The sequence below is a fragment of the Natrinema saccharevitans genome, assembly GCF_001953745.1.
GTDB classification, from domain to species: Archaea; Halobacteriota; Halobacteria; order Halobacteriales; family Natrialbaceae; genus Natrinema; species Natrinema saccharevitans.
Map to the genome: position 1 here is coordinate 227932 of NZ_LWLN01000002.1, position 24838 is coordinate 252769.

General features: G+C 53.4%; 28 protein-coding genes and 1 pseudogene. 13 read left to right on the forward strand and 16 right to left on the reverse strand.

Annotated features, from left to right (window positions below; translation table 11 throughout):
* Positions 1 to 585: 585 nt before the first annotated feature.
* From A6E15_RS18640 to A6E15_RS21140, 3 genes are all read left to right on the forward strand, one after another.
* A complete protein-coding gene (locus A6E15_RS18640) occupies positions 586 to 1860 on the forward strand; it encodes an alkaline phosphatase family protein (RefSeq protein WP_076148641.1) in 1275 nt (424 codons plus the stop codon).
* Positions 1861 to 2739: 879 nt separating this feature from the next.
* Positions 2740 to 4098: a short-chain fatty acid transporter gene (locus A6E15_RS18645; protein ID WP_076148642.1), complete on the forward strand. Its 1359-nt coding sequence runs from the start codon at positions 2740 to 2742 to the stop codon at positions 4096 to 4098.
* 147 nt (positions 4099 to 4245) lie between these two features.
* Positions 4246 to 4395: a hypothetical protein gene (locus tag A6E15_RS21140; protein ID WP_175607290.1), complete on the forward strand. Its 150-nt coding sequence runs from the start codon at positions 4246 to 4248 to the stop codon at positions 4393 to 4395.
* 83 nt (positions 4396 to 4478) lie between these two features.
* On the opposite strand, the gene A6E15_RS18650 is transcribed toward A6E15_RS21140, so the two are convergent.
* Positions 4479 to 4727, reverse strand: a complete 249-nt coding sequence (locus A6E15_RS18650; RefSeq protein WP_076148643.1) for a hypothetical protein — start codon at positions 4725 to 4727, stop codon at positions 4479 to 4481.
* Positions 4728 to 4866: 139 nt separating this feature from the next.
* On the opposite strand from A6E15_RS18650, the gene A6E15_RS18655 reads away from it, so the two are divergent.
* A complete protein-coding gene (locus A6E15_RS18655) occupies positions 4867 to 5475 on the forward strand; it encodes a TetR/AcrR family transcriptional regulator (protein ID WP_245800626.1) in 609 nt (202 codons plus the stop codon).
* 43 nt (positions 5476 to 5518) lie between these two features.
* Here A6E15_RS18655 and A6E15_RS18660 read toward each other — a convergent pair whose 3' ends face one another.
* A complete protein-coding gene (locus A6E15_RS18660) occupies positions 5519 to 6598 on the reverse strand; it encodes a phytoene/squalene synthase family protein (RefSeq protein ID WP_076148644.1) in 1080 nt (359 codons plus the stop codon).
* Positions 6599 to 6772: 174 nt separating this feature from the next.
* Here A6E15_RS18660 and A6E15_RS18665 point away from each other — a divergent pair, with 174 nt between their 5' ends.
* Positions 6773 to 7522 carry an SDR family NAD(P)-dependent oxidoreductase gene (locus A6E15_RS18665; protein WP_076148645.1) on the forward strand — a complete coding sequence of 250 codons (750 nt, stop codon included), beginning with the start codon at positions 6773 to 6775 and terminating at the stop codon, positions 7520 to 7522.
* On the opposite strand, the gene A6E15_RS21575 is transcribed toward A6E15_RS18665, so the two are convergent.
* The 9 genes from A6E15_RS21575 to A6E15_RS18695 form a co-directional block, all read right to left on the reverse strand.
* Positions 7476 to 7970 carry a hypothetical protein gene (locus A6E15_RS21575; protein ID WP_245800627.1) on the reverse strand — a complete coding sequence of 165 codons (495 nt, stop codon included), beginning with the start codon at positions 7968 to 7970 and terminating at the stop codon, positions 7476 to 7478. The two genes, A6E15_RS18665 and A6E15_RS21575, sit on opposite strands and share 47 nt — an antisense overlap.
* A 154-nt stretch (positions 7971 to 8124) precedes the next feature.
* Positions 8125 to 8343 (reverse strand): hypothetical protein, encoded by a 219-nt coding sequence (locus A6E15_RS21580; protein WP_245800628.1) that lies wholly within the window; start codon positions 8341 to 8343, stop codon positions 8125 to 8127.
* 430 nt (positions 8344 to 8773) lie between these two features.
* On the reverse strand, positions 8774 to 9022 hold the full coding sequence (locus A6E15_RS21585) for a hypothetical protein (RefSeq protein ID WP_245800629.1): 249 nt from the start codon (positions 9020 to 9022) through the stop codon (positions 8774 to 8776).
* A gap of 66 nt (positions 9023 to 9088) precedes the next feature.
* Positions 9089 to 9646 carry an outer membrane protein assembly factor BamB family protein gene (locus tag A6E15_RS18675; protein WP_084177424.1) on the reverse strand — a complete coding sequence of 186 codons (558 nt, stop codon included), beginning with the start codon at positions 9644 to 9646 and terminating at the stop codon, positions 9089 to 9091.
* Between the two features lie 193 nt (positions 9647 to 9839).
* Entirely contained in the window at positions 9840 to 10535 is a 696-nt protein-coding gene (locus A6E15_RS18680; protein ID WP_076148647.1) for a hypothetical protein, read from the reverse strand.
* A 223-nt stretch (positions 10536 to 10758) separates the two neighbouring features.
* Entirely contained in the window at positions 10759 to 11685 is a 927-nt protein-coding gene (locus A6E15_RS20590) for a hypothetical protein (protein ID WP_139326645.1), read from the reverse strand.
* Positions 11678 to 12661 (reverse strand): hypothetical protein, encoded by a 984-nt coding sequence (locus tag A6E15_RS18685; protein WP_139326646.1) that lies wholly within the window; start codon positions 12659 to 12661, stop codon positions 11678 to 11680. Before A6E15_RS18685 ends, A6E15_RS20590 begins: the two co-directional genes overlap by 8 nt.
* A gap of 642 nt (positions 12662 to 13303) precedes the next feature.
* Complete coding sequence (locus A6E15_RS18690) at positions 13304 to 13573, reverse strand: transcriptional regulator (protein WP_394329277.1); 270 nt, start codon at positions 13571 to 13573, stop codon at positions 13304 to 13306.
* On the reverse strand, positions 13573 to 13824 hold the full coding sequence (locus tag A6E15_RS18695) for a phenylalanine--tRNA ligase subunit alpha (RefSeq protein WP_076148649.1): 252 nt from the start codon (positions 13822 to 13824) through the stop codon (positions 13573 to 13575). The genes A6E15_RS18690 and A6E15_RS18695 overlap by 1 nt, the downstream gene beginning before the upstream one ends.
* Positions 13825 to 14079: 255 nt before the next feature.
* On the opposite strand from A6E15_RS18695, the gene A6E15_RS18700 reads away from it, so the two are divergent.
* The 4 genes from A6E15_RS18700 to A6E15_RS18715 all read left to right on the forward strand — a co-directional run bounded on the left by A6E15_RS18700 (position 14080) and on the right by A6E15_RS18715 (position 16632).
* Positions 14080 to 14493: a helix-turn-helix transcriptional regulator gene (locus A6E15_RS18700; RefSeq protein WP_139326647.1), complete on the forward strand. Its 414-nt coding sequence runs from the start codon at positions 14080 to 14082 to the stop codon at positions 14491 to 14493.
* Positions 14493 to 14813, forward strand: a complete 321-nt coding sequence (locus A6E15_RS18705) for a hypothetical protein (protein ID WP_076148650.1) — start codon at positions 14493 to 14495, stop codon at positions 14811 to 14813. Before A6E15_RS18700 ends, A6E15_RS18705 begins: the two co-directional genes overlap by 1 nt.
* Positions 14806 to 15576 carry a transposase gene (locus tag A6E15_RS18710; protein ID WP_245800630.1) on the forward strand — a complete coding sequence of 257 codons (771 nt, stop codon included), beginning with the start codon at positions 14806 to 14808 and terminating at the stop codon, positions 15574 to 15576. Before A6E15_RS18705 ends, A6E15_RS18710 begins: the two co-directional genes overlap by 8 nt.
* Positions 15577 to 15735: 159 nt before the next feature.
* Positions 15736 to 16632, forward strand: coding sequence for a hypothetical protein (locus A6E15_RS18715; RefSeq protein WP_076148651.1), 897 nt, complete (start codon positions 15736 to 15738; stop codon positions 16630 to 16632).
* 398 nt (positions 16633 to 17030) lie between these two features.
* Here the strand turns inward: A6E15_RS18715 and A6E15_RS18720 are convergent, their stop codons facing one another.
* Entirely contained in the window at positions 17031 to 17996 is a 966-nt protein-coding gene (locus tag A6E15_RS18720) for a hypothetical protein (protein ID WP_076148652.1), read from the reverse strand.
* 508 nt (positions 17997 to 18504) lie between these two features.
* Positions 18505 to 18726, reverse strand: coding sequence for a hypothetical protein (locus A6E15_RS20595; RefSeq protein ID WP_139326648.1), 222 nt, complete (start codon positions 18724 to 18726; stop codon positions 18505 to 18507).
* 32 nt (positions 18727 to 18758) lie between these two features.
* Between A6E15_RS20595 and A6E15_RS18725 the strand changes: the two genes are divergently transcribed.
* On the forward strand, positions 18759 to 19205 hold the full coding sequence (locus A6E15_RS18725; RefSeq protein WP_076148653.1) for a Cdc6/Cdc18 family protein: 447 nt from the start codon (positions 18759 to 18761) through the stop codon (positions 19203 to 19205).
* Between the two features lie 269 nt (positions 19206 to 19474).
* On the opposite strand, the gene A6E15_RS18730 is transcribed toward A6E15_RS18725, so the two are convergent.
* Together A6E15_RS18730 and A6E15_RS18735 are read right to left on the reverse strand one after the other, a co-directional pair.
* Entirely contained in the window at positions 19475 to 20092 is a 618-nt protein-coding gene (locus A6E15_RS18730; RefSeq protein WP_076148654.1) for a hypothetical protein, read from the reverse strand.
* Positions 20093 to 20319: 227 nt separating this feature from the next.
* Positions 20320 to 20940 carry an IS6 family transposase gene (locus tag A6E15_RS18735; RefSeq protein WP_076148655.1) on the reverse strand — a complete coding sequence of 207 codons (621 nt, stop codon included), beginning with the start codon at positions 20938 to 20940 and terminating at the stop codon, positions 20320 to 20322.
* Between the two features lie 117 nt (positions 20941 to 21057).
* On the opposite strand from A6E15_RS18735, the pseudogene A6E15_RS18740 reads away from it, so the two are divergent.
* Positions 21058 to 21230: pseudogene (locus A6E15_RS18740) on the forward strand (IS5/IS1182 family transposase); the annotation flags it as partial.
* A gap of 96 nt (positions 21231 to 21326) precedes the next feature.
* On the forward strand, positions 21327 to 21755 hold the full coding sequence (locus tag A6E15_RS20600; protein ID WP_139326649.1) for a DUF5518 domain-containing protein: 429 nt from the start codon (positions 21327 to 21329) through the stop codon (positions 21753 to 21755).
* 1 nt (position 21756) lies between these two features.
* On the opposite strand, the gene A6E15_RS18745 is transcribed toward A6E15_RS20600, so the two are convergent.
* The gene (locus A6E15_RS18745) at positions 21757 to 22509 is read right to left on the reverse strand and encodes a hypothetical protein (protein WP_245800631.1); all 753 of its coding nucleotides are present in this window, start codon (positions 22507 to 22509) and stop codon (positions 21757 to 21759) included.
* An 836-nt stretch (positions 22510 to 23345) separates the two neighbouring features.
* Here A6E15_RS18745 and A6E15_RS22090 point away from each other — a divergent pair.
* Complete coding sequence (locus A6E15_RS22090; RefSeq protein ID WP_139326650.1) at positions 23346 to 23540, forward strand: DUF7563 family protein; 195 nt, start codon at positions 23346 to 23348, stop codon at positions 23538 to 23540.
* Positions 23541 to 24838 lie beyond the last annotated feature (1298 nt).

Genomic DNA, 24838 nt, shown 5'->3' on the forward strand with positions numbered 1-24838 from the left:
GTCGTAAGCCCCGTCGGGAGTCTCCAGTCAGTCGGTTGCGGGTTGTCTGTACCCACGGTCAACTGGGACTCGAGATCGAAATAGCAGTCGGGAATATCAGAGTCTCGTACTCGTGAGATCACGGGTTAACCAGACTCAGATTCGCATATCGGGCGGTGGTGTACACCCGAAGAGCGAGCTTCGAGTGCTTGGATTGACCGACGAAAAGGGAAACGTGAAAGATCAACTGATCCGGGTGACGTAGACTAATGCCGAGACGTGGGAGGTGTCAGTGATCGACCCGAACGATTCCTATTGACCCAGTATAATTGAATCTAACGGGGCTAGATGCAAACAGTGCCCTATTGATATGGTATAGGTGAATTCAGCAGTATCGAATCCAAACAGCGGTCTTAGAAAGGGAGACTTGTTGTGTATCCGTGGATTGGGCCCGGTTGAAACCCTTAACAATTGATGGTTTTGCACCCAATCGCTCAGGACAGAGCGCTCACAGAGCGGCCAGGTTTGTTATCTATGCCTTCCCTATCACTATTACCGTGCAGGATACGGGAAAGTTTATTTCATTGTCGTATAAATAACTCGGGGATGATTAACACGGATCGCGAGGCTGATCTGCGGGCACAGACGATTCGCCCCGGGTTTGTGCGCCCGGACTACGACGGGCATTGTATCACCCGCGTTCCGGGCACGGCAGCGGCTACACTTGGCGCTTCCGTGGGTCCGAGGTTGCCAGAGGATGTCTTCATCGGTGTCGATACGAATGTTTCCAATGTCGTCGTCCTGTTTGTCGACGCGTACGGTTTCGAGCAATTCCAAGAGACGCATTCCAGCCAGCCATTCTTCGACCGGATTGCTCGCCGCGGCCGAGTGACACCCTTGACAAGTGTCTTCCCCTCCGAAACGCCCGCATGTGTCCCAACTCTCCACACCGGCCTCCAACCGATCGAACATGGCCAAGTAGGCTGGAACCTCTATCTTCCCGAACGTGATCTGGTTGTCGAATCGCTGCCGTTCCAGACCAAAAGCGGCGACCCGATCGACCCTACCGAGGTTCCTTTGTTCGCCGGTGAGCCTATTTATCGCCAACTTGAAAAAGCGGGCATCGATACGCACGTCGTTGAACCGTTCGATTCCAGTGACGACCCCAAGACTGCTGGCGCGACGTGCCATACCTATAGCACTCCTGCAGATTTTGCACTTAGTTTGCGGCGTGTACTCGAACAAGCCCCCGCCCCGACGTACTGCTATGGCTACACACCACTCGTCGACGCCGCCGGACATGCCGAAGGCACACGCTCGGAACTGCACAGCGCCGAATTGAATTGCCTTTCAGCAACGCTCCAGCACGAACTCTGTAATCGTCTCCAGAAGGATGTCGCCGAGGAAACGTTGCTCCTCCTCGTCGCCGACCACGGACACGTTGACAGTCGCCCCAACGAAAATATCGACATCTTGTCGGACCCGATCGTCGAACAGCACCTCCGGCGAGACCGTGACGGCTTCCCGGCGATCAGTGGTTCTGGCCGTGCCCTCCATCTCTTCGTTGAGAACGGCAGCGTCGACCGTGTTCGCGCTCGACTCCAAGAGCAAACCGATGCGCTGATTCTCACTCCGAAAGAGGCACTGGAGATCGAACTTTGGGGAACCGGTGATCCGTGCGCTTCGTTCACCGAACGCCTCGGTAACCTCGTCGTGATTCCCGAAACAGCCACGATGTGGCACAGCGAAGAACCGGACGAACTGGACCTAGTCGGAGACCACGGCGGACTCCATCCACGGGAACAACTCGTTCCGTTTGGGGCTGTTACGCTGGATCGACTTGCGGGGGACGGTAGTTACACACAGCCAAACTTTCGATGACCGTGAGAACGTTTCGACATCGGTGTGTAATCCGTTCCACTACACTGACTGGTACATAACCAATCTCGCGGTCGATACGCATAATGCCCTTCTCTCGGGGAGCCGTGAACACTACTTCACCTGAGATGATAGGACACACAACAGTCAATAAGCAGGATTCAGCAAAGAGTTGTTTTAGACTAGGAGATATACAAATCGCTCTTGCGTAGCACATTGTTGAGGTAGAGACGTCTTGCGCTTCTGCGGGGAATTGAGCGAGGATAGTATCTGGTCGATAGGCGATCAAACGGCCGGTTTCTGTTCCAACCCTTCTTTGGAGAGTTGGATCAACAATCTCCGACGGAAGAGCGTACAAATAGAGTCCCAACAGAGCCGTGGGTTGTATGCAGCCACGACCTGGTGTGAGTCCGTGCAGTATGCCGTGTCCGCGAAGTAGAGTCGGATGGAATAACCCTGATCTCCCTCTCGAGAACGACTGGTCTAACCCGCTTGAACCGATGGCGATCTCGAGGGGAATCGACCGAATCCTCCGGCGGTGCTGACGGACGATATGGCTACAGAACTACTCACGAACTCGCTCGAGTACCGCATTGGCTGTCTCGACACCGACTGGGGAGCCGCCTCGATTCCGATCGGTCCACCGGAGGCCCCCGAACGTCACGCACTCGTGACCGATCGCCTCCCTCGTCTTTGGCCCCGGCCGATACTTTCGTGAACAGAAGCATAATCTCTACTTCAGGTACTTCGATACAATAAAATATATGAGTACACTATGGATGTATCTCCTTTGCCGTTTTTGGCTATCTTTTCGACATATTTGAAAATCCAATGTACTGAATATAACAATTTTTATTAACAGCTCTGCTGTTCACCGTGGTTGTGACAAACACACTCAGACGATCGGCGGAACGATTGAGCGTCGGTGTGGAAAAGTACATGCCCCACTCGTTTGTCTTTGCAATAACACTCACAATTATTGCATACATTGTCGGGGTCCTGGCGACATCCACTGGGCCTTTTGATGTCGTTATGGAGTGGAACAGCGAGTTTTGGGGTTTCCTCGGGTTTGCAATGCAGCTCACGATAATAATTGTCACAGGATACGGAATTGCTACTGCACCTGTCGTAAGAAACGGTATAAACAGGCTAGTCCGAATTCCGAACACGGCGTTTCAAGCATATATATCTATTGCCATTTTTGCATTTCTTGTTAACCTCGTTCATTGGGGGCTTGGGTTAGTCGCCGGGGCACTCTACGCGATCTTCCTCGGAAAGGAACGAGATGACGTTGATTTCGGGTATATCGTTGCAATCGCTTATTCCGCAGGTGTCGTCGGCGCCGGGGGTTCAATATCTCAGACGGCACCGTTGTTGGTGAATACTCCTGGCCATTTCATGGAGGACCAGATCGGACTAATACCGCTCAGCGAGACGATATTCAGTCCGTTCCACTTAGTAATGATCTGGAGTACATTTCTTGTTCTCCTCGTCATTGTCTACTTCACATATCCAACCCAAGAAAACACAGAGCCGCTTCCGGATGAGAAAGTAGACGATCTGGTTCCAGAATATCAGAGTGATCTTGGTTCTTCAACACTGGCATCACGCCTCAATAATTCGAGGATATTTAACATCAGTATTGTATTGCTCGGAGGAACGGTGTCTGCATCGCTAATAATCTCTGAAGGCCCGTTCCAGATGTTGGAACTCAATACCATGAATATGATCTTTCTCACAATGGGGATCGCCCTTCATGGTAACGTGGTTACCTACGCCAGTGCAGTAACAGATGGTGCAGAACGATGTGGACAGGTGATCCTCCAATTTCCCTTCTATGGGGGGATTCAGGGAATTCTGATTGGAACTGGACTTGCGGGAATTCTCATCGATTCTGTCGCATCAATCTCATCAGCAGAAACCTTCCCCTTCCTTGTATGGTTAATGACGGGAATTATCAACGTGTTTGTGCCGTCAGGAGGGGGACAATATATCGTCACCGCCGAAATCATACACCCCGCTGCGGAGAGTTTAGGTGTACCACATCCGGCTATTGTGACAGCCTATACCGTCGGCGACGTATGGACGAACTTGCTTAATCCGTTCTGGGCGCTGCCTGTGCTCGGTATTGCCGGCTTGAAAGTTCGAGACGTATGGGGATACGTCATCATGGTACTGATCGCCTATGGTGTAATTGTCGGTGGTCTTGCCCTACTATTCCCTGTACTCGGACTCATCTAAGATACAAGACTGTTATTTCATTCGCTCTTGCGTAGCACATTGTTGATGGAGAGCCGTCTTGCGCTTCTGCGGGGAATTGAGCGAGGATAGTATCTGGTCGATAGGCGATCAAACGGCCGGTTTCTGTTCCAACCCTTCTTTGGAGAGTTGTATCAACAATCTCCGACGGAAGAGCGACTGACGAAAGCGAAAAAACGGTTCACCGACGAGGAGATCGAACGCAAGCGCGAGGAGTTTCGGGCGCTCTTCAACGACTGGAACGTGGAGTATGGCCCGGACGCGACGCCACGGCCGTGACGGTTCCCTGATCGTCAACCTCCCCTTCGGTCCAGTCCGTGGAGAAATTCGATTTCTGAATAGGCGAATAAGAGTCTTTCAGTTTATACCATCGTAGCCAGGTATGCAAGCCACATGAGTAGGCCGATCGCACCCACACTAGCCATCAGGCCCGAACTGACGACTTTTTCTTCTTCGTCATATAATTTATACCCACAGAAGACAGCGAGAAGGCCAAATAGCGGAATAAGAACCCACGAGATAATTGCCGAGATCGCACCGCCAACGAGGTAGAGTTGTCCGTCTTCATTGTACTCACGCAGTGTTGATTTCAGGTTTGAGGTGTCGCTCATAGCTATCCAGGGCAACCGCCCTATATGTACTAACTATTCCGTCAGTACTTAAATCTAGGCTATACCCAACTGTGCAGAGGCTGATCATATCTTTCTGAACCCGAAAGGAACACGCATCTAGAGCAATTTCTTACTGTTGATGAGTACCCCCGATGAACTTGATCCCGGAAAGCGGGACATCATGGAAGCCACTTACGACGCCATCAGCGATACCGGATACAGCGATCTCACAATCCAAGATATTGCAGATGAATTTGACCGGAGTAAAACATTAATATACTACCACTATGACGGCCGAGAAGAGTTGCTCGTTGACTTCCTTGATTATGTGATGAAACAGTTTCGGACGATGCTTCCGGACAGTACTGAATCCCCACAAGAAGAACTCGAAACACTCGTTGATACCCTCCTACCGACCACTATTGATGAAGAGCCGTTTCAGGTGATGCTTGCGATGTTTGAGTTGCGGGTCAATGCACCCTACGACACTAACTGTCGAGAGCAGTACCGGGCCGTTGAGGATGAACTCAACACTCTTCTTGTCGATATTTTATCCCGTGGTGTTGAGATGGGAGAGTTTGAAAATATTGATCCCGAAATTGAGGCAGAACTATTTGTTTCGCTATTAATTGGGACGCGCGCACGGCGTCTGACAGTCTATGATCCAAAAGAGTCTATCACATCACTCAAAGAAGCACTCCAGTATCATATTGATCGGATTACGGCAACTCCCGAAGGAAATGCTTGAACAGGGGTGATTGCAACACGTGTTGGCGGCACAGGAACAAAAACTACACCATATCAAGCGATTCTGTCGTAGTATGCAGCGGTTCACGTTTGATCGTGTGTCGGAGTGCTCCCACTCGTTCAGACGAACACTCCTGCGTTGCTGCAAGGATGGCATGAACTTCTTCTCGTGACACCTTCACTTTACCAGTCGTGAGTGCTGCTGTCGGTTGGTTCTCTAGCGTGCGAAGTGTTGCAACCGCAAGCAAATACGGAACAGTCCAAGCAGCCACTGTATTGCCGCCACCGGTGGGCATTACTTGTATATATTCTGCTGCAGGGTCCAAACACGATCTGGCCCGGTCAAGGACACGCTCGAGAACACGACTGACGCTAGCTTGATTCTCGTCGTCAAGGAGTTGGTCCTGAGAAACGCTCTCTGCTGTGAGCCACTCTGAAGGGAGATAGACGTTCTGTTCTTCAAGGAAGTCTTCACGGACGTCTTTTGCGATATTAACGAGTTGGAGGAGTCGGCCAAAATCTTCCGCAGTGCGCTCGAGTGTCTGGATCTGTGCTGTGGGAAGTGATTGCTTGGGGAGAAGATCAGTGATGAGTGCACCCACCGTTCCAGCAACGTAATGACAATACCGGTCAAGTTCAGGACCGGTTTGGATACGGAGCCCTGGTCGATCGCTATAACGATCGATGAATTGGCTCATCCCACTCGTCATTTCTTGTACTTGTGGGCGGATCGCCTGCTTTGCTGGGGTAGAAAACGTTTCAAATGTCGCCAAAACGGTTGGGACGGCTTGTATGATATCCCAATCAGCTGACTCCCCTCGAGGTGGTACCCAAGGCGAGACCGCATCAACGAATGCGTAGATACTGGTCGACTCACTCGGATCTATCGCTGCTTGATACGTCTGCAACAATTGGCGCTGTGACTGCGCTGGAATGTGGGCTGCGTCTTCGATCGTATCCGGGATACGGCAGAGGAGGTAGCCAACACAGATGTGGTCAGAAAGCGGTTCGTTGAGCAGATCGATTGTAAGAGCGAACGTGCGAGAAACATCTTGCACGACGGTATGGCAGTACGGGAGATCTGGACGTCGGTCGAATTTTGAGTTGGTCTTGTCCTGGGTCATAGTACTGGCTCGATATGATGATCGACTATGGAGTCCGTGCGGCTAGCCTTAACAAAAAGTTAGTATATATACTTAGTGGTTTATCTAATTCTATTATCTCCTAATTTGACCATGAGACCCCACTAGAGCGCAATACCAGAAAGTACTTTACTATTTGTTCAATATATAAGTGTGATGTACGACTTCACTGACACCGTAGCGCTCATCACAGGTGCGGGATCTGGAATTGGACAGGCGACTGCCACCAGATTCGCAGCAGAAGGAGCACACGTCGTTGTGGCGGATATCGATACAACCGCTGGACAAGAAACCGCGGCAGAGATCGAATCGAAAGGCGGCTCTGCATCGTTTATCGAGGTCGACGTCAGTCGACCGTGGCCAATTGAGAACGCCATCAACACGATTCTCAATGAACACGGACGCCTAGATTTCGCGATCAACAATGCAGCGACAGGAAATCAGCCAGCACCGATTACGGAAATTGACGAAAACGAGTGGGAACGGATACTTGGTGTGAATCAGAAAGGGGTTTGGGCCGGCATGAAATACGAGATTCCTGCACTCATCGACTCTGGAGGGGGTGCAATTGTGAACGTGGCCTCGAAAGCCGGCATTCGGGGCAGCCCTGGGCGGACACCCTATAGTGCGAGCAAACACGGCGTTGTTGGACTGACTCGCTCAGCCGGTCTTGAGTTCGCAGGAGATGGGGTTCGAGTGAATGCTGTCTGCCCCACAATTGTTGACACACCTGCACTTCACTCTCTGCCGGAGGCAGAACAAAAAGAGATTATCGAGAATGTTCCGATGGAGCGTCCAGCAAAGCCAAGCGAAGTTGCAAGCGTAATCACCTGGCTTTGCTCGGACGAGGCTTCCTTCATTACGGCACAATCAATCCCCATTGATGGGGGTGAAACGCAGCAGTAAGTAGTCGACTATGATCACTTCGAGGCCCGGTACCGGTCGATTCGGGCCTTGTTCTCCACGTAGGACCGGCTCGAGTCGTAGATCGGGTCCTCAAGTAGGGTGCCGCACCGTCGGGAACAGTCGCGACGGGGTACTCGACCTCGACGAGTAGTTCCTGGACCATCGACTCCCACGCCCCGGTCGCCGACTCGTCGTCCATCATCCCGCGCAGACGCTCGAACACGTCCGCGACCTCGGCGTAGGCCTCGTTGAAGTCCGCAACCCACGCCTCGAGATCGTCGGTCACGAGCGCCTCGCGAAGCCGCTGTTGGATCCGCGCCTGGACATCGTCCTCCCACCGGTCGCCCTGTCGTTCGTTCTTCGCCGCGAGATCCGGATCGGTATACCGCTCGAGGGCCGTCCGAACGATCCGGCGAAACTCATCGGGATGTTGCTCGAGGGCGTTCAACTCGGTCGCGCCCGCGCCGTGTTTCTGCTCCCACTCGGTGATCCGCCGGTTGTACGCGACGCCGCCGGTTCCGGTCGCCGAACTCTCCTCGATCGGCTTGCAAGGCGCAGGTCCAAGGCCCCGATTTGGGCTTTCGTCGCGGCGAGCCGTTCGATCACGATCGTTGCTCGAGGTCGCCGCGCTGGTGGAGCCACGTGAGTTTGCCCGCCATGTTCGCCGGCGTCGAGTAGCCAACCGGGTCGTAGTCCGAGAGGTAGAGGATCACCGCGGGCTTGCCGGCGGCCTCAACCCGTTGGGCGAGTTCGTTCGCGACCGTCAGCGACAGATCGCCCTCGCCCTCCACGACAACGTTACAGCCGAGATCCGCGGCCAACCCACCCTCGCCGCGGATGTCATCGGGCAGCGCTTCTCGCTCCAGAGTTCGATGTGATACGGCGACTGCCGCGCCTCGCTGAACGACAGCTCATCGCGGGCCCGATCGGCGACGCGGTCGGCAACCCACTCAGAGTAATCGGTTTCGCCGGGATCGAACACGAACTCCGCACGCGCCTCGGGGCTGGGGATCTGGGGCGTCGAAAACCCCGTCGGTGCGGGCAGCCCCTCGAGGCCGGACTGGACAGTGTGGGTGCCGTACTCGGTGACCGTTCGCGTGTCCACGCTTGTCGGTGATCCCGTCGAGTATGATGTAGCCGAGGATCCGCGCGAGGACAGCACACTCCTCGAGGTAATCGGAGCATTTCTGCGTGTTGTCGTAGGTATCCCACGAGCAGTCTGTCGGCGGCTCGACCTCGGGGTCGGACATGTTAGACCGTGTAGTGGACGCAGCGGACGTGGATGCGGTTGCTCTCACGTTGCTCGACGGCCTTCTGCCAGAGGCGGGCGAACCACTCGGCCTTGGCGTGATCGGTCTCGGTCCCCTTGTACATCGGGTCGCGGCGACGGCTCTGGATCAACAGGTCGTCGACGTCGACGCCGTACTGTTCGGCGAGAACATCGATTTGCTCGCGTGGAGAGCTGTGCTGGCGCTCGCGATCGTGGTCGTCTGGAGGCATGGCTTGGTCTCGAGAAAGGCGCTCGTCGGTTGCTGTTCGATACTGCTAGTTGGCACTACGTCTTCTTTACACAGAACTGATCGTGAACTTTGTAGTCAGTCCAGCCGAGCCACTCATTTTAGCCGTCCGAATCGATGTCTCCCAGTGCGGCCAGACCGCCGATGCTGCTGGTCGCAAAGAACACGGCACCGCCCCGAGAACCGGTGGGATAGCCTCCGAGTGAAATCCGTCCAACGCGTAGTTCCACCGTACGTCCCCGGCTTCGCGATCGAAGGCGGTTATCGTCTCCCGGAGCTCAGTGGACACGTTTTCGGACCCGTCGACCATGGCAACGACTGTCTCGCTCCCGACGGAGAACCCCTGAGCGTACACCCCGTCGTCGTGTCGCCACCGCGTCGTTCCAGTCTCGATATCGACCGCGAGAAGTTCCTCGTCGGTCGCCACGAACGCCGTCCTCTGGTCCACAGCCATCGTCGTGCTGAGCGTCTCACCGGGCTCGAACAGGCGGGTCTCACTGTTCCGGTCTCCCGTTTGCCGGTCGTGGATGCCGAGTGTGTTCCCGTCGACGACGAACACGCCACGCTCAGTGACCACCTGATCGGCGCTCGTCGACGGGTTCGCCAGTGTTCTCGTCTAGCGGGTCGTTCCGTCGTGGAGCTCGAACGCCGCGAGGCTGTCCGTCCCGTCGATCCGCCCGACCGCGTAGACGGTCCCGTCGTGGATCGCGGGCGTGAGTTGCTGCTGTGATATCCCGGCTGTCTCCCAATGCGATTCGCCGTGCGCCGCTCGGACGGCCTCGAGCGAATCGGCCTAAGGCTCAATCAGCAGTATACTCGAGTTCAGTCGGCGGCTTCACAACGACCTCGGTTTTCGGTTCGGCTTCGGCGTCCTGGATCGCGTGCTCGACGGACGCTTTGTTCGACGGGAGATCACGCTCTCGTTCGGCTACCATCAGCACGAACGAGCGCCGGAGGTCGGGAACCTTCTTCCGGTACTTGCGGAGCTGGGAGAGCAAGCGTTCGCGGCTGCTGTAGTTGCCCGCGAGCTTGGCTTCGATGAGGTAGTTGCGGTCCTCGCGATTGTGAGAGACGAGGAGATCGACACTACTGCGGCCGAAGGACGCCTCCTGCTGGATCGCGTAGGGAAAGTCCGCGAGTTCGTAGTGCAGCGCCTGGTAGAGTTCCGAGCAGATCCAGCGTTCTCTGACGGCTCGGCTGTCTTTGTATCCAGCACACGGAGAGACTGAGAGGTTCTGCAGTGTCTGTCGGATGCAGGTCGTCGCTCGTTCTGGCCCGTTCGATTCGAACTCGCTCCGAAGAAAGGCAACGAGATCCTCGTACGTGAGGTCGCCGTCATCGATCGAGCGTTTCAGCGAGTTACGGAGACGATCGACGAACGCGTCTTTATCGCCGTCGTATTCAGTGACCTGTGAGCAGTGGGTGCGGCGCAGGGAACGGAGTTCGGCGACTGTGAGTCCGCGAAGAAGTTGTTTGAGTGGGCCGGCTCGAGGCATCTGGTATGTGGCTGGCTGTGGTTGGAAAAAGTAGGTGTCGGAATGAGTGAAGTGAGATGTGGTTCTAGGGGGTGTCGCCAAGGCGACAGCGCCAAAAAATTACAGCGCCCCACCCCCACCATCGTACGCAAATCTCCAGATGATCCACTCGAAACGGGCCTTTTGACGAATATCCCTGCAGGATGCGTTACATGGATGACTTGCTAATCAGGTGACGAGAGATTCACTCCTCATTATCCTCATCGGAGGATTCTGAAGACCAAGCATCATGATCTAACCGCGCTTGTGGGAGTTCCTCCAAAACTTCGTTCACATAGTAGTCTGTCTCACGTTGTACCGCTTGAATGGTCTTTGATGTTCGGCGCCACTCCCGCCCCTCAGTTCCAGCAATTTTTTCTAAATATTCATTAAGACCTGAATTTAGTAGTTCCAAGTATATTATCTCAACGCGGTCTCGGAGTTCATCGCGCTTCCCCTGTCCTAGTTTGTCCCAGTATGGATGTGAGTGGTCAAGGATATCATCAATAGATAATTCGCCTTCTTTCATTGAAAGGGAGATCACAGTACTAAATATATTTGACACCATTGCCTCCTTGTCTGCTTCATATATATCGAATGGATAATGGCCTGTTGGAAGTGGTTCACTTGGTTTGATATTTATAGGGAACTGTTCCTTAACATCTTTATCTTCGAATTCATGGCCATCTAAATTCCAAATCGCTAAACCACTATATGGGTCCTGATCAAAATGAACTATCGCAAACTCATCTAGAACGTCTTCTCCGCTCAATTCTGAGAAGGAGGAAAGAACCGTATCAGCAGTCAAATTATCCGACTCTACGTCATTGACAAGGCCTTGGATGACGAGCTGATCTTCATTCTCGTTCAGTCTCAGATATCGACGGAGTTGGTCAGGATCAACCTCTTCAGATTTGCAGTCCACAACAAGGGAATGGCTATCCTCAGATTCTGTTAGGACCACATCAGGATGAATAATGTCATTCCCATCTCCATCGTGAAGGTACAGCCGCTCCTCAATGACATCGCATTCATAACCTATCTCACCTAATGTGGTAGAAAATGTCGGTTGGAACTTAGAAAGGGCGATCCACAAGTTGATTTGATGTGTGTGCCATGAAAGTTCACGCATCAGCTATGACCAACTCGGCTGCAGGGTCATAGTATTGTTGAATGTTTGTGAATATACGCAAGGCAGTATTTCCACAGGCCCCTTCATAGAGGTAAAGTCGAATCCACTCTGACGACATTTCAATTGCGATTTTGTCTCCATTGTGAGCGTCTACACCATCAACCTTGTACGACTCGTGTCCGATTTGTCGAGTATGTCCCCAGAGGCGAAACGGATCTCTCGCATTGACCACGTAAGATAAGAACTCCTCAACATCTGGGACTGGCTTACTGAATCGGATAACGATAGGAGATCCCTGTGAACGGCCACCGTGATCCTGCTCTTTGGCACCGATTATATGGTTATCTTCGATGGTTTCGAGCAAATTTGAGTATTGATCTTTGATCCGTTCAACTGTCGCAATATGAAGACTAGCGTCGCTGCCGCCCCTTGTTGTAAAGGTCCCTTCATTTGTGACTCTTTCACGAACAAATTCTCCATCTACCTCTCGTCGGATTTGTATCCGTGATAGTGCTAGAAAATCATCTATCTCATCTGTTGATTTCAATATCTCAAATAGATGCCGGGAGCTTTGTCCTGAACCATCAATATTGAGGTCGGTGAATTCCAAATTGTCTTCGATGAATTCCTCAGGAAAGACATCATCTGCTCCAAAGCTTATTTTAATACCCTCATATTCGCCCATCTTTCCTATCTCTTCAACTTGGCCTGCTGGAATCCAGAGTCGATCTAGTCCACCACCCTCACTACGCAGAATTTCATCAATAGCAATGTTGAAGAAATTCGAGTTCCCCATTGAATAGATTATCCAGAACCGATCATCATGAAAATCAACGAACAACCACCCTTCATCCTCCGTATTTTCGGTTTTCACCATCCACAAATCGGAGCTAATTCTGATGGTTTCTTCAACAGCGTCATTCTCAGCAAACTCCTCAGAAGAGATGTTGCTCTCGATGATCGCGGTTTTGAGCATATTCCGACCAAATTCGAGCTCCGTATGCTCTAATAGGTCGGATTGGGTGTTCTGGATTCGTGCAGTAAACACGGAGAGCATATCCCTCCTGCTATTGATTGGTTGGGTGACAGACATGGGCTTTATTGGTTGTTGTGGGCGGAGCCACCTAGTTAGATTTTTCCCAAGTAATTCAACGTGGGGGTGGGTTGGACTGGTTCTAGAGTTTAACTCGTATTAGATCATTGTGGCTGTTTCGTTCTCTCCTTCTCATATTTCCTCTAATACTGATTTGGAAGGCTCAATTACACAATAGTATTCCCTAATTACCTGTGTGACCTTGCAGCCTATTCTCTCTCTATCTTCTCTCCCCTGGACCAGCGTGTTGCGAAAATTGATTCTCCGAATATGCACACGAACGCCGATCAATCGTGTGTATAATCGAGATCAATCATTACAACGTCCAGAGTAGTTCCTTAGCCTATTCTTGCATGAAGACTGGCGTTCAGATCAGCAATAGCCGGTGCAAAACATGGAATCTGTGTTCACTAGCAGGCAACTGTATGCTATCTCCCTGAACCAAGATGCTCGAGCCAGTACCAGTTCTGAGCGCAGTGGGAAAGAGAAGCAGTTGTAAATGGAGAGGCGAGACAGTTTCTGAGATCAACTCTCGTCCGTCGACTCGTCTAACTCGCTAGCGTCAAGTTCGCCCTCGAGGTATTGCTCACCGAGATCAGTGATCCCGTAGTAGCCTTCTTCAGGACGCTCAACGAGTCCATAGTTACAGAGTTCTCTGAGACGGTTGCTTACTGTAACGCGATGCTTGTCGATATTTTTCGCGATCGCAGTGGGACCGAGCATTAGCCCGGTGTCAAGAACTTTTAGAACCTGCTCATCAGTCGGAGTCTGCATCCAGTTACCGTGCTGTCTCATCAGTTCTCGTCTGTCGACTCGTCTAACTCGCTGGCGTCGAGTTCTCCCTCGAGGTATTGCTCACCGAGATCGGTGATTTCGTAATACCCACGTTTCACGCGCTGGACTAGCTCATGGTCTACAAGTACCGATAGACGTCTGTTAACCTCATCTCTAGACTTATCGATATTGAGCGCGATCACTGCAGGAGATAGGATTAGGCCGGAAGATTCCAACGTTTCCAGTATTCGATCATCGATAGGCAACTGCATCCATGACGCAGGTTTTCGCACTCTCCTTGTCACCTGGACCGGTATCGTTGCTACTGGGATATATCAGATTTGGATAATCAATTGGAGTTTCTAATCTCATTAATTCATGTGAAGATTTATAGTGGTGTAGGAAAGAATGGTTGAGTAACGGGAGTTTCATTTGAATCGGACTATTGGTCGGGTTCAAATTGAAAACGCGGATCGGTGGTGGTGACACCGGCCCGCAACGGCTCCCGTATCTGCGGTACCGAAGCCATGTCGGACAACACTGCACGGGACCTTGAAGGTCCCGAACGACTAGAGGCATCGCTCGAGAACACCACGCCCATCGCCGACGGCGGCACGACCTGGACGGACCTCAGCGCGTTCCAGCGCGATCTCCTCGCGACGATCGCCCGACTCGAGGACAGCGACGAACCCTCGTACGGGCTGGCGATCAAAGCCGCCCTCGAGACGCGCTACGGCGAGGTCAACCACGGACGGCTCTACCCGAACCTCGACGACCTCGTCGAACGAGACTTCGGCGAGAAATCCGAACTCGACCGACAGACGAACGAGTACACGCTCACCGAGGCCAGCTACACGCTCCTCGAGACACGAACTCGCCAGCTCGCCGCAACCTGTGGCATCACGACCCAACGGCCGGTCACCGACGGGGGCGACCGGTAATGGCGAACGTCACCCCCGAGCGCGACCTCGAGTTCGGTTTCGAGTACACGACGATCGACGGCCGTCGCCGGCGCGTGACGATCCTCTCCGAGACGGGTGGCGACGCCTGGCGGATCGTCCACGAGTATCGCGACGGCGAGTGGCGCGAGGTCGGCCGGGAGCCGATCTCGAGCCTCCGCCTGCAGCTGTCGTCGTTCGACCCCACCGACGCCCGGACTGACCCACAAGAGACCCGCGACACGCCGACCGACGGCAACCCGGACGAGATATGCAGTCCCGCTCGCGAGGCCGAACCCGCACACGGTGATCGAGATGCGTAACGCCGATCGAACGGCGATCGGCGTCGACCTCGGTGAGTACAACCTCTACACCGCCTGTCCGGCGGAGATGCCCGACTGGAAAGGGGCCTACACGATCTGTGGTGACGATCTCTGTACGCGTCTCGACGACCTTCGCGAACAGGTCACCGCCCTGCTCGCCAGCGAGGACGACCGTAACGCGATCGTCGAGTACGTCCAGCAACGCCGGGATGCCCTCCTCGAGGAGATCGACGCTGCGGCACGGGAGATCTGCGAGTACGCGAGCGCGTACGACCACCCCGTTCTGGTGACCGAAGACAGCCACTTCGAGCCCGATCTCTGGGCGTGGCTGACCGATCCCGACGCACACCGCGGGACGGCGTGGCTCCTCCCGGCGGCACACCTGCGACTCCGCACGATCGCCGCCGAATACGGCATCGAGGTGACGACGGTCCCGGAAGCGTACTCCTCACAGGAGTGTCACGGCTGCGGCGTCATCGGCGATCGCGCACGGAACAAGGCGTTCCGGTGTAGGAACCCGGAGTGTCACGTCGACAGCGTCTGCCCCGATCGCAACGCGGCGAAAGTCCTCGCACAGCGACACTACCCCGGGCAGCGGTGTGCGTACCGACCCCCGCTTGCAGTCACCCCGGGAGAGCGCCCAGCACTCGTCACTGACGATGGTTCACCACGAGAGGATGGTAAGCCCTCGCCGACGGGGCAGCATTCGAACCGGTCACCGTGGCACCTCGAGCGGCCACTCTGCAGTTATAGTAGCCGCTGAACGTCATTGCACACCTGATCGCACGACGGCGCTGCGATCAGTGTATGAATCGTTTCAGCGGCTACTATAGTGTGGTCGTCGATCGCCCGCTGCCCTCCTAGCCCCTCTCGTATGGCCACCGAGCGGCAGCTGAATCGATTCCCACCCACCCAAGAGACTATGAACGCAACTACCGAGCAATCCGAACCGGCCGGATCGACGATCGAAACACTAATCGACGAACTCGAGGCCCTTCGCAAGCAACTCGAGAGACTCGAGTCCGGCCTCGAGCGGAAAGACGATCGCCTCGACCAGCTCGAGACCGAACTCGAACGCACGCGCACAGAAAACGCCCGTCTCGAAGAACGGGTCGAGGAACTCGAGGAGGCCCAGCCGCCGATCGAGGCGCGACTGGACGCCCACGAAAAGAAGCTCAACGCGAACAAGGACCGCGTCGGCGAACTCCAGGCGCGTGAACTCGAGAAGGGGGCACACCTACTCGAAGAGAACGTCGACGAAAGCGAGATCGACGTCGCCGATGGTCGTCTCGAGCGAGTCAGCAAAGACGACGGGCAGCAGTACTTCCGACTGCCCGAGAGTGACGACCCGCTGGAGCGGGGCGGCGAAATCGCCCTGGCGCATAGCGATCTCTTGCCGATTCAGCAACTCGCCAAGATGGACGACGACATGCTCCATGCAACGACGTCGTCGCTTCCCTCACGGCTCGCTGCCCAGCTCTGGAAGGCACGGACCGATCCGGGCGTCGGCGATGACCCATGGCAGACCGGCAGCAAGAACGTTCACGAGTTCGTCACGGCAAGCGATATGAAACACTGGATCCGCCGGCAAGAGAGGGGGATCAGCGACGACTACGCGAAGAAACTCGTCTCCAGAACGATCGATGCGTTACTCGATCTCTCGAAGAATCGGCTCGCGATCACCCGGAAGCGCCAGCGCAAGAACGGCCTCGAGTACACCGAACGCCGCGTCCTCCTGATGGAGGATGCAGATATCCCTGGCGAAGGAACAGGAGCGACTACACAGGACGATCCGGAGACAGGTGACGTCGACAGGTGAGGCTGTCGCCGGGTTACTCACACCACCCTGAGAAGGGGGTCACTCTCTACGCCTAACACAAACCCAGCGCGATTGCGGTTGTTTGCTTGTCTTGTTACTTGCTTGTCTGTCACTCGATCGGTCGTCGTCGGTCCAAGACTACGGACGGTCTGAGAGAGGTCACTGAAGACGTCAGGTGTCACCGGAAACAAGACGCGAGACAAGAGTTTACGATCTCGTTCTGGCTTTGCTAACCATAGAGATCTGCGTTCAACCAAACATTCCAGGCATTCTGAAGCGGCAAGAACTCTCGATGTTTGGCAAATTGCTGGCCACCCTCGTCACGGGCCAACACCTGATCTCCTGGTTATTGTATCCCTTGCTAATGAAGAGAATCACCACCTCACCGGACTACTGCTCTATGTGAGTGTCTCAGTGAATTGGTGTTGAAGTTGCTTCAGGAACGCATCCTGATCCTTAATCAGGAATGGGACTTCCTTTCGTGCGTATTTCGAGGTCACACCCCTCTTGTGCATAGCATTTATAATTTCTTCGAGATCTTCTTCCGACGCATGTTCAAGCTGATTCAGAAATTCAGTTCTATTTTCGATATTATCGTTCGCATATTCGGTGACGGATTTATATATCTCAACCTTCTGATGAACATCGCGGAACTCATCATCCAATCCAGAAATAAAATTAGCGAATTCAGGCGGTAGGATGGTGAAAGATCCATCGGAATGCTGTTCAGCGATCCCCAGTTGCGCCAAGTCGTCTTTCAAGTTTTCGTAATGAGATTGAACGTCCTCATCGGAGAAGATGTCATTGCCAGGATATTTGAGCGAACCACCACGGGTACTATAATGCCCTGTATCGGTGCGTGAGAAGCCGAACTGGATTAGAAAGGCCAAGAGATGGTCATCGTAGGTTGACAGTGTGTCTCTGATAGAGTCACGATTCTCATTGAAAAATGCAGTGACGGCCTCTGATCCGATCGTATCACCCATTGATGTTGTATTATATCCGAAATTGTACTTTCCAGTGTAATGATTCTCTTTCACGAGTCCAAGCCGTTTTAGAATGTTAATATTGTCTCGTTGGTATTGTTCTTCGGCTTCAGCATGGGGGTATCCAATTGTATTCGACTTTTCCTGACCAGTATAGATAGCCATTAGTGCGGTGGTTACCTTATCGATCTCAGAGTCGTCGAATCCATAGACGTGCTTGAGCTTAGTTTTGAGCGTAGAGAGTGACTGTACGCCTTCAGGAAGAAGACCATACTCTAGAGCCATGTCTTCGATGAAATCTTCGAAGGTCTGGTCGGTGGCACGAGCTTCATCTATTGCCTCATATAGCTTGTCGGATATTCTGACGGTTTTTGACATGGTGATCACAGTGAGTTACGGATCTTGTGATTAAACGTGATGAGACATATACTTTGGGAAAAGCTCTATTTAGAAGGCAACCAAGACTCTGTAGAGGGAAGGCGCCAGTAGAACCGGTTTGACTAACTTGGAAGGACGGGTCGCTGATGATTGGCCACTTCGGGTTGCTCGAGCAACAGTGCCGGCAGCGTCGGGAGACGATCTCGGCCTCAAGTCTGTTCCGGACGGCCAGCACCTCACACCGATCGTTCGGTCCCAGATCAAGGCCACACTGATCGCACCGAAGCTATAGTAGCTCTTGAAAGTCAATGCACACCCGATCGCAGGACAGCGTTGTGATCGGTGTGTAACTCGTTTCAAGAGCTACTATATTGGTCAGCGGAGATCGGCACCCACTCAAGTAAGTCGGCAGAGTCGACGACGGTTATGACCAGGCCTCCGCGAGGACATTGTCGAGTCGCTGGTCGGCGATACGGCATACGATCGCGAGCAGACCCCCGAGAGCGTGTTACTCGACGCGGTCGAAGACGCGATCACCGAGCCGACGATTCTCTTTCTCGACGAGGCCGACAAACTCGTCGAGGACGATATCCTGCGGGATCTCTACGAGATCAACGACGTCCGCCTGCTGTTCGCGGCGAACGATCGCCACCAGGTCGTCGGCGACCTCGAGCATCGCGTCTACTCCCGCATCGGGACTGCACAGGACATCGAGTTCGAGAAGTACCACGACTACCAACTCGTAGAGATCCCGGAGACCGCATGGTCGCGGCGAAGGTCAATCCCGAAATCGTCCCCGACGAGGCGCTCGCGGGAATCGCCGACGCCGCTGGTCGGGACGCTCGGAAGGCAATCGCGACGCTGCGGAACGCCCTCGATATCGTCCTGATTGACGACACCGAGTGTGTGACCGATCCGATCGTCGAGCGGGCCAGACAAAAGGCAGAGGTGGATATCGCTCGGTTGCGTATTTCGTCGCTCGCCGATCAGCAGACAGCCGTCCTGAAAGTGCTGGCCGACATCGAGCCGGCGACCAGCGGGACGATCTATGACGAGTACGAGCGCCGGATCGACGATCCGTCCGTCAGTCGGACCGTCCGCGGGTGGCTCAGTACGAAGTTCCACCAGTACAATCTCGTGACGATCCTCGAGGACGAACACCCACAGGAGTACGAACTGACGGAGACTGCACGGGAAATAGTGGAGTGAGTAATCTTCGTCGTCCGAGTCATCTTCTTGCTCGCTGCTCGAGACGAGTAACAGGCCGGAACTGAACTACACTACCAGACGCACGAGGAACTGGCTAAAAAGCAGACGGCAGTGTAATCGACAGATGAAACGAATGCTGGAATAGAAGTGGGAGGTCCGCTATTTGTCGCCACGTCGACCCGACAGCAACTCAGCAAGGAATTTCGGAGCCTTGTATCCGCGCTGGCTCATCCTTGCACGGCGAGTCTGTTTTGGAGGCTCTTTCTCTCTCATATGACCATCATTCCAACCATGAATTCATAAAGGTTGTCATCGGTTACACCTCTCCATGCGCCGTAGGCTAACAGCAGCAGGCCAACAACCAATAGAAGTTGCGTGATAACGAGATACCAACCGTTTCGTCGAACGACTCCTTCGTTCTTATACATCCAGTAGGCGTAGCTTTGCGTCGCTTCGATCCGTTCTTTCTTTTCTGAATTTGCCTTTTGGATAACATCTGATAGATAGTTAGGCCCAGGGCCGAGGTCAAGATTTGAAGCGGAGTATGTGATTACGCCGGATATTATTGAGAGAATGAGGAACGTGCTACCGAGCGTTGTGATCGGATTGAATATTGGATCAGCATTTTCTACCTGAGCTGCAGCGACTACAAACCCAATAACGACCATCGTAATTCGGACCGTTCGGAGGGCTTTATCGTCGATATCGTTCAGATCATTAATCTGATGGTCGATGACGTTTCGTGATTCCTCGCAGATGAACCGGAGCGCCTCGAGATCGTACTCATCTGGATTCGGGCGGAACGAGTGGTCTGTTTCATCAACGCCGTCGTATGTTAAGTCCCGTGACGGGGACTCCCCAGTCGATTCTGTTTCGCCCTCACTCATCGTCGTCAATCAACTAACTGAATTGTCCTATTTCAGCCAGTGTTTATTATTCTTACGAGAAGTAGAATCGCCTATATCAGATTGGACTAACCATCTGATTAAACGCAGCTGTGAGAGCTACGAGTCTGCCGAAGAAGCGGGAGAATCGATCAAAGAACTTCGCGACGAGACCGACTGGGACTCCGGTGTCATGCGGCGTGAGTAGAGAATGTTTAGTTACGCGAGTTTCACCAGACGGCGAAAGCTTGAAGCCACGATTCAGCGGTTGCTGGTTCAACGTGACTAAAACTATAGCTAAACGAAGACGTTCGTCGTTTTACTTCTCGAAAGACACGTTCGACAGCATTCCGATTTCCATGACGAACGGATTGAAATCGGAGTCCTGCTCGTTGCAGTGCTGCCGCTAGATGCTGGGCGTGATCGACGAGAAACACAGTGTCGTCGAGGTCGTGTTTCTCACGAAGCTCTTGCAAGAACTGTTTCGTCAATGCCGTTGTAGTCGTGGTAAACAGCCGAATGTGCAGAAATTTGTTCGTCTCTGGATCGACAGCAGCGTACAGCCAGAACTGCTGGCCGTTGATTCGGATCACCGTTTCATCGAGCGCAATGTGATCCGGACTCACGTCAGTGGCGGGCTGTAGATCGGCTTTGTGTACCCAGTCGTGAACGGCTTTCCGCGACCGTTCGACACCGAGCTTCTCTAATTCTGAAACGGTAGTCGAAAGTGATAGTCCAGCCAAATAGAGCCGAATACCGGTCTCCATCAGTTCGCTCGGTGTCCGCTCTCGCTCCACAAACTCCAAGCCTATCCAGTCGCTACGACCGCTGAGGCGAGGGATTTCAGCCATCAACCAGCCGAAATTCGGCTCGCCTCACTTTTCAGCCTTAACTAAACACGACCAAAATTAGGGCCAATCGATATTTATGCCTCTGTTGATTACAGGCTCAATCGGTAGTTTGCGTAGATGCAAACCCTCCCAAAGTCTCGGTTGCTCGGTTTACCGAGGAAGCATTTCGATCAGCGCAACGTGCCGTAGCTCGATACTCCTCGAAGTCCTCGAAACAACGCTACACGCTCCATCAGCACATCGTTTTCCTGTGTCTCAAAGTTCGAAAGGATACGACTCACGGATCGCTCAGTACAAATAAAAGATAGTTGATATCTCGTCCGCGAAAAACCGCGGTCGTCAAGAACTAAAGAAAGTTTATAATTCGTCGACAGCAACACAAAGATATGCCTGAGTACAGCATTCAGAATAAGATAGCTGCAGTAACGGACAATCCATTTCTCATCGCCGTACTTCTCGGTCTCGTTTCAATTCCGTTCACACTACTCGTCTCACGGGAAACAACGGCCTTGGTAAATAGCGCCCCAATGATAGCGACCGGACTTCTCGTTGGATATCTGTTCAATGCAAGACCAGCGGATAGTCATCGGGCTGGATTAATTGCTGGTTTCGTAGCGTCCCTTGGGGGAGTTACAGTGTTTGCTATGGAGGTTGCAGCAAGAATTTCTCCGGATGGAAGTACGAGACTAGAAGTTGTTACAATTCTACTTGTACTCGTTCTACTGGTAATCTGTCTTGCTATACTGGTGATGGGCTGTGCTATAGTCGGAAACTGGGTAGCAGAGATGACAACTCGTTCTCAGTCCGTTCAGTAACTCAAATAGGGTGGTACAGCCCCTGCACAGGTCTATGATCCGATGTCCTGTTAACTCCCTCGAGGTCAAGCCCCGAGGGCACTCGGCCTGCTCCGCCTGTAGATTCTACTTGGTATAGGGACGTCCTCTCTCCCACACGCTGTCTCCCAACAGTACGGAGACCTACTGAAACAGAAAGCAGCCAGTCCGCTCGTGTGGTATATCGTTGATTCGCGTGAAAATCGCTAAACAAGAGGATTTCAACAGAGCCGTTTATCCGTTGACTCTCGTTGTGGAGAAACGGTCCGACCCGATTGATGAACTGGTCAACCTCGTCTTCGTCGAACTGGGTGTAATGGATGAGGTAGTTCGGATCGATCGCGGTGAAGTCAGGGGCGAGTTCGTACAACCGCTCAAGACGGATGTCCCAGTCGTCCGTTTGGAACTCTTCGATCTCCGTGGGGTCGATCGAGACGGTCTCGAGTTCGTCGTAGAAGTGACTGTGTCCGAACACCGAGTAGTTGCTGTACATCGCGACGAGCGAATCGAGTTCATCGAGTGCTGCCACGATGTCGACGACGAAACCGAATCGCCCCACGAACGTCTCGGGGACGCTCGAGAACCCGACCTCGCCCATCGGCTCCATCGAGACTGTGTGCGTTCCCTCGCCTGTTCCATCGGTTCCTGATGGACTGGAGGTACAGCCTGGGAGCGCACCCGCGACCCCAATCCCACCAGCAGTTATCACCTGTCGTCGATTCAGTTCCCCGCCCATCACCAGATACGACAGATGCCGTACTAAAAATATCCTGAATTAGATCAATCTGACTTGTGTTACTGAGGAGACATAACCTAGAGCTCTATTGGACCAGAGAGATGGTCCACAGATCGTCTTGTGTGTCACCCAGATTTCGTGCTGCAGTTGTCAGAGACTCGTGTTGAACCGGCAAAGCGCGTAGATTGAGAACACCCACCGGCGGAGTGAAATCTTCGAGTGAAAGAGCATCGTACCCGTGCTATAATGAAACAGGCTCAATACCACGCTGTTCACGGCGTGGATACGCGCCGTCACTCGGGACGGAGAAACCGTTTGGATGTATACTCCGAGTTACCATGCAGACATTTAAGTTTCAGATCGCTCAATCGAATGGTAGGAATTGGTCGGAACGGAGCGGATTCCGAACCGTCCTGGGGAGGGAGCCTGTCCACCTCCGATAACGAGGTCGTTCGGAAATCTCCGATTTCCATGATCGCGAGAGACGGAGTCTCTCGGACGACAGTATCCGAAAGAGCAGTCGGTGAACGCCACATCCTCGAAAGGTGTGCCGATGTGCCGACTGCTTCAAGCACGAGAGACGATACCCCCAGTCCGCTGACTCCTGCTGGCATCCCAGTGGCCAAAACAACACCGGGATGCCGTACACGGTTGAGGATAGGAATAACGGCCACTCGGTCTGGCCAGCAGTCCACCAGTTCGCCGCTGTGAGACTACCTGTCCCTGAAAGGACTGGTGTTAGACTGCAAACCTGAAACTCCCACCGCTCGGGATTCCTCCGCGTTTACGCGAAGGAGGATATCAAGTAATCAGGACTGGCTTTCGAGAGAGTACGAATGCCAGAATGCCACAGCTGCGGCGCATTCGTCACCGCTGATTTTGTTCGTGTCTTCAGTGTCGATGGTGAACGTCGTACTCGACGAGGTTGCCAGGTCGACTACCAAGCCCTCTCGAGCGTTCACAGTCGCCGGTCTCGCGATAGAATAAGAACACGGTGCAGGCAAGAGCGGTTGCTTCAGGGTTCTCTATAGTAGCCGCTGAAACGATTCACACACTGATCGCAGCGCCGTCGTGCGATCAGGTGTGCAATGACGTTCAGCGGCTACTATAGTACAGAAACGCCGGCCAGAAGCCGACGTCGAAGCCCCCAATCCCCTAGGGATGGTCACAGGTGGGTTCGGTGTGGGTGCAAGGGGACTTGAAATCGGTGGACAACATGGCTATTGGTTTGACCGATCTCAGTCTTGGCGAGAGTGCTTGGATGTCTCGGGTCGGATTCAACAGTAGCGGTGGAATCCGTATCTGCTCTCGCCGATAGCAACTTGGCAGCAACCCTATATTAAACTATTGGCTAGCTAATCGAAGTATAACTGTATTTGATTTCGTTTATAGATAGGGCCCCGAACTCAATTCAGAGATGGTTACTGTTCTGGGCATACAGTCGGGAGAGCGGAACAAGTGATCAATTCGAAGACATAGTTGCCGCGACCAGTGGTCTGAGAAGGAGAACAAAATCGGATAGGTGACTGTGAACCAGCGGTACGTACGGGGTCCAATGAGCAGATGAGCAGTCTCTATTTCAGTTCTTTCGGAAGTCCATCTACACCACATACCTGCAGCACTTGGCGAACGTGGAAATCCTTTTCTGCTGGATCATCCGTCTGCAACGCAACCTCCCCACACCTCTCGAAAGTCCTCGAGCCACTGACCCACGGTATCGCTCCCAACGACGCACGGGCCTCCAGGTGCAGGCAAGACGTGTGCGGTGACGTGTGTGACTGACGAGTTACCCGCCACCGAGACGGTATTCATCAACTGTCTTGGCAGTCAGTCCTCAATCGCGTCCTCGAGGGGATTGGCGACGGACCGGCAGCGACCCGCCAATCAGTCTCAACAGTTGACCGTCCTGTACGTTAGACACTCAGAAATGTTGGTGACTCACTCCATGAAGGAGATGGGAACACCCACACCCCGTGTGCGAGATGAAATCGAGAATAAGGTAGGGAGGGGGGAGCAACGAGTTAGACCAAGAAACCGCTGAATACACGATTTCGTGAAAAAGACGGCCTGAAGAGACCGAAACGACGAAGGACATCTAGTAGGAGAAGTTTTATGTGGATACTCTATAAACGGGAACCGTACTGGAGCTATAGCTAGCCTATTACAATATTGATTGATTTAGTAGTCAGACCGTAGATCTCTTGCTCCGTTCTTCCGTATACTTTCTCTATATCGCCTCTCCCGTCTATTTTCAGCTGACTTCCGTATTTTCTCTGAGTTGATCGCTCCGACCGATTCATCAAATTCATCTCGCACACGGGGTGAGGGG

Excerpts from the sequence above, each read along its gene's own strand:
- A6E15_RS18640 (WP_076148641.1), top strand. The coding sequence starts at position 586 with ATGATTAACACGGATCGCGAGGCTGATCTGCGGGCACAGACGATTCGC.
- A6E15_RS18650 (WP_076148643.1), bottom strand. The coding sequence starts at position 4,727 with ATGAGCGACACCTCAAACCTGAAATCAACACTGCGTGAGTACAATGAA.
- A6E15_RS18655 (WP_245800626.1), top strand. The coding sequence starts at position 4,867 with ATGAGTACCCCCGATGAACTTGATCCCGGAAAGCGGGACATCATGGAA.
- A6E15_RS18660 (WP_076148644.1), bottom strand. The coding sequence starts at position 6,598 with ATGACCCAGGACAAGACCAACTCAAAATTCGACCGACGTCCAGATCTC.
- A6E15_RS18665 (WP_076148645.1), top strand. The coding sequence starts at position 6,773 with ATGTACGACTTCACTGACACCGTAGCGCTCATCACAGGTGCGGGATCT.
- A6E15_RS21585 (WP_245800629.1), bottom strand. The coding sequence starts at position 9,022 with ATGCCTCCAGACGACCACGATCGCGAGCGCCAGCACAGCTCTCCACGC.
- A6E15_RS18680 (WP_076148647.1), bottom strand. The coding sequence starts at position 10,535 with ATGCCTCGAGCCGGCCCACTCAAACAACTTCTTCGCGGACTCACAGTC.
- A6E15_RS20590 (WP_139326645.1), bottom strand. The coding sequence starts at position 11,685 with ATGCGTGAACTTTCATGGCACACACATCAAATCAACTTGTGGATCGCC.
- A6E15_RS18685 (WP_139326646.1), bottom strand. The coding sequence starts at position 12,661 with ATGCTCAAAACCGCGATCATCGAGAGCAACATCTCTTCTGAGGAGTTT.
- A6E15_RS18690 (WP_394329277.1), bottom strand. The coding sequence starts at position 13,573 with ATGAGACAGCACGGTAACTGGATGCAGACTCCGACTGATGAGCAGGTT.
- A6E15_RS18695 (WP_076148649.1), bottom strand. The coding sequence starts at position 13,824 with ATGCAGTTGCCTATCGATGATCGAATACTGGAAACGTTGGAATCTTCC.
- A6E15_RS18700 (WP_139326647.1), top strand. The coding sequence starts at position 14,080 with ATGTCGGACAACACTGCACGGGACCTTGAAGGTCCCGAACGACTAGAG.
- A6E15_RS18705 (WP_076148650.1), top strand. The coding sequence starts at position 14,493 with ATGGCGAACGTCACCCCCGAGCGCGACCTCGAGTTCGGTTTCGAGTAC.
- A6E15_RS18710 (WP_245800630.1), top strand. The coding sequence starts at position 14,806 with ATGCGTAACGCCGATCGAACGGCGATCGGCGTCGACCTCGGTGAGTAC.
- A6E15_RS18715 (WP_076148651.1), top strand. The coding sequence starts at position 15,736 with ATGAACGCAACTACCGAGCAATCCGAACCGGCCGGATCGACGATCGAA.
- A6E15_RS18720 (WP_076148652.1), bottom strand. The coding sequence starts at position 17,996 with ATGTCAAAAACCGTCAGAATATCCGACAAGCTATATGAGGCAATAGAT.
- A6E15_RS18725 (WP_076148653.1), top strand. The coding sequence starts at position 18,759 with ATGGTCGCGGCGAAGGTCAATCCCGAAATCGTCCCCGACGAGGCGCTC.
- A6E15_RS18730 (WP_076148654.1), bottom strand. The coding sequence starts at position 20,092 with ATGAGTGAGGGCGAAACAGAATCGACTGGGGAGTCCCCGTCACGGGAC.
- A6E15_RS18735 (WP_076148655.1), bottom strand. The coding sequence starts at position 20,940 with ATGGCTGAAATCCCTCGCCTCAGCGGTCGTAGCGACTGGATAGGCTTG.
- A6E15_RS20600 (WP_139326649.1), top strand. The coding sequence starts at position 21,327 with ATGCCTGAGTACAGCATTCAGAATAAGATAGCTGCAGTAACGGACAAT.
- A6E15_RS18745 (WP_245800631.1), bottom strand. The coding sequence starts at position 22,509 with ATGGGCGGGGAACTGAATCGACGACAGGTGATAACTGCTGGTGGGATT.
- A6E15_RS22090 (WP_139326650.1), top strand. The coding sequence starts at position 23,346 with ATGCCAGAATGCCACAGCTGCGGCGCATTCGTCACCGCTGATTTTGTT.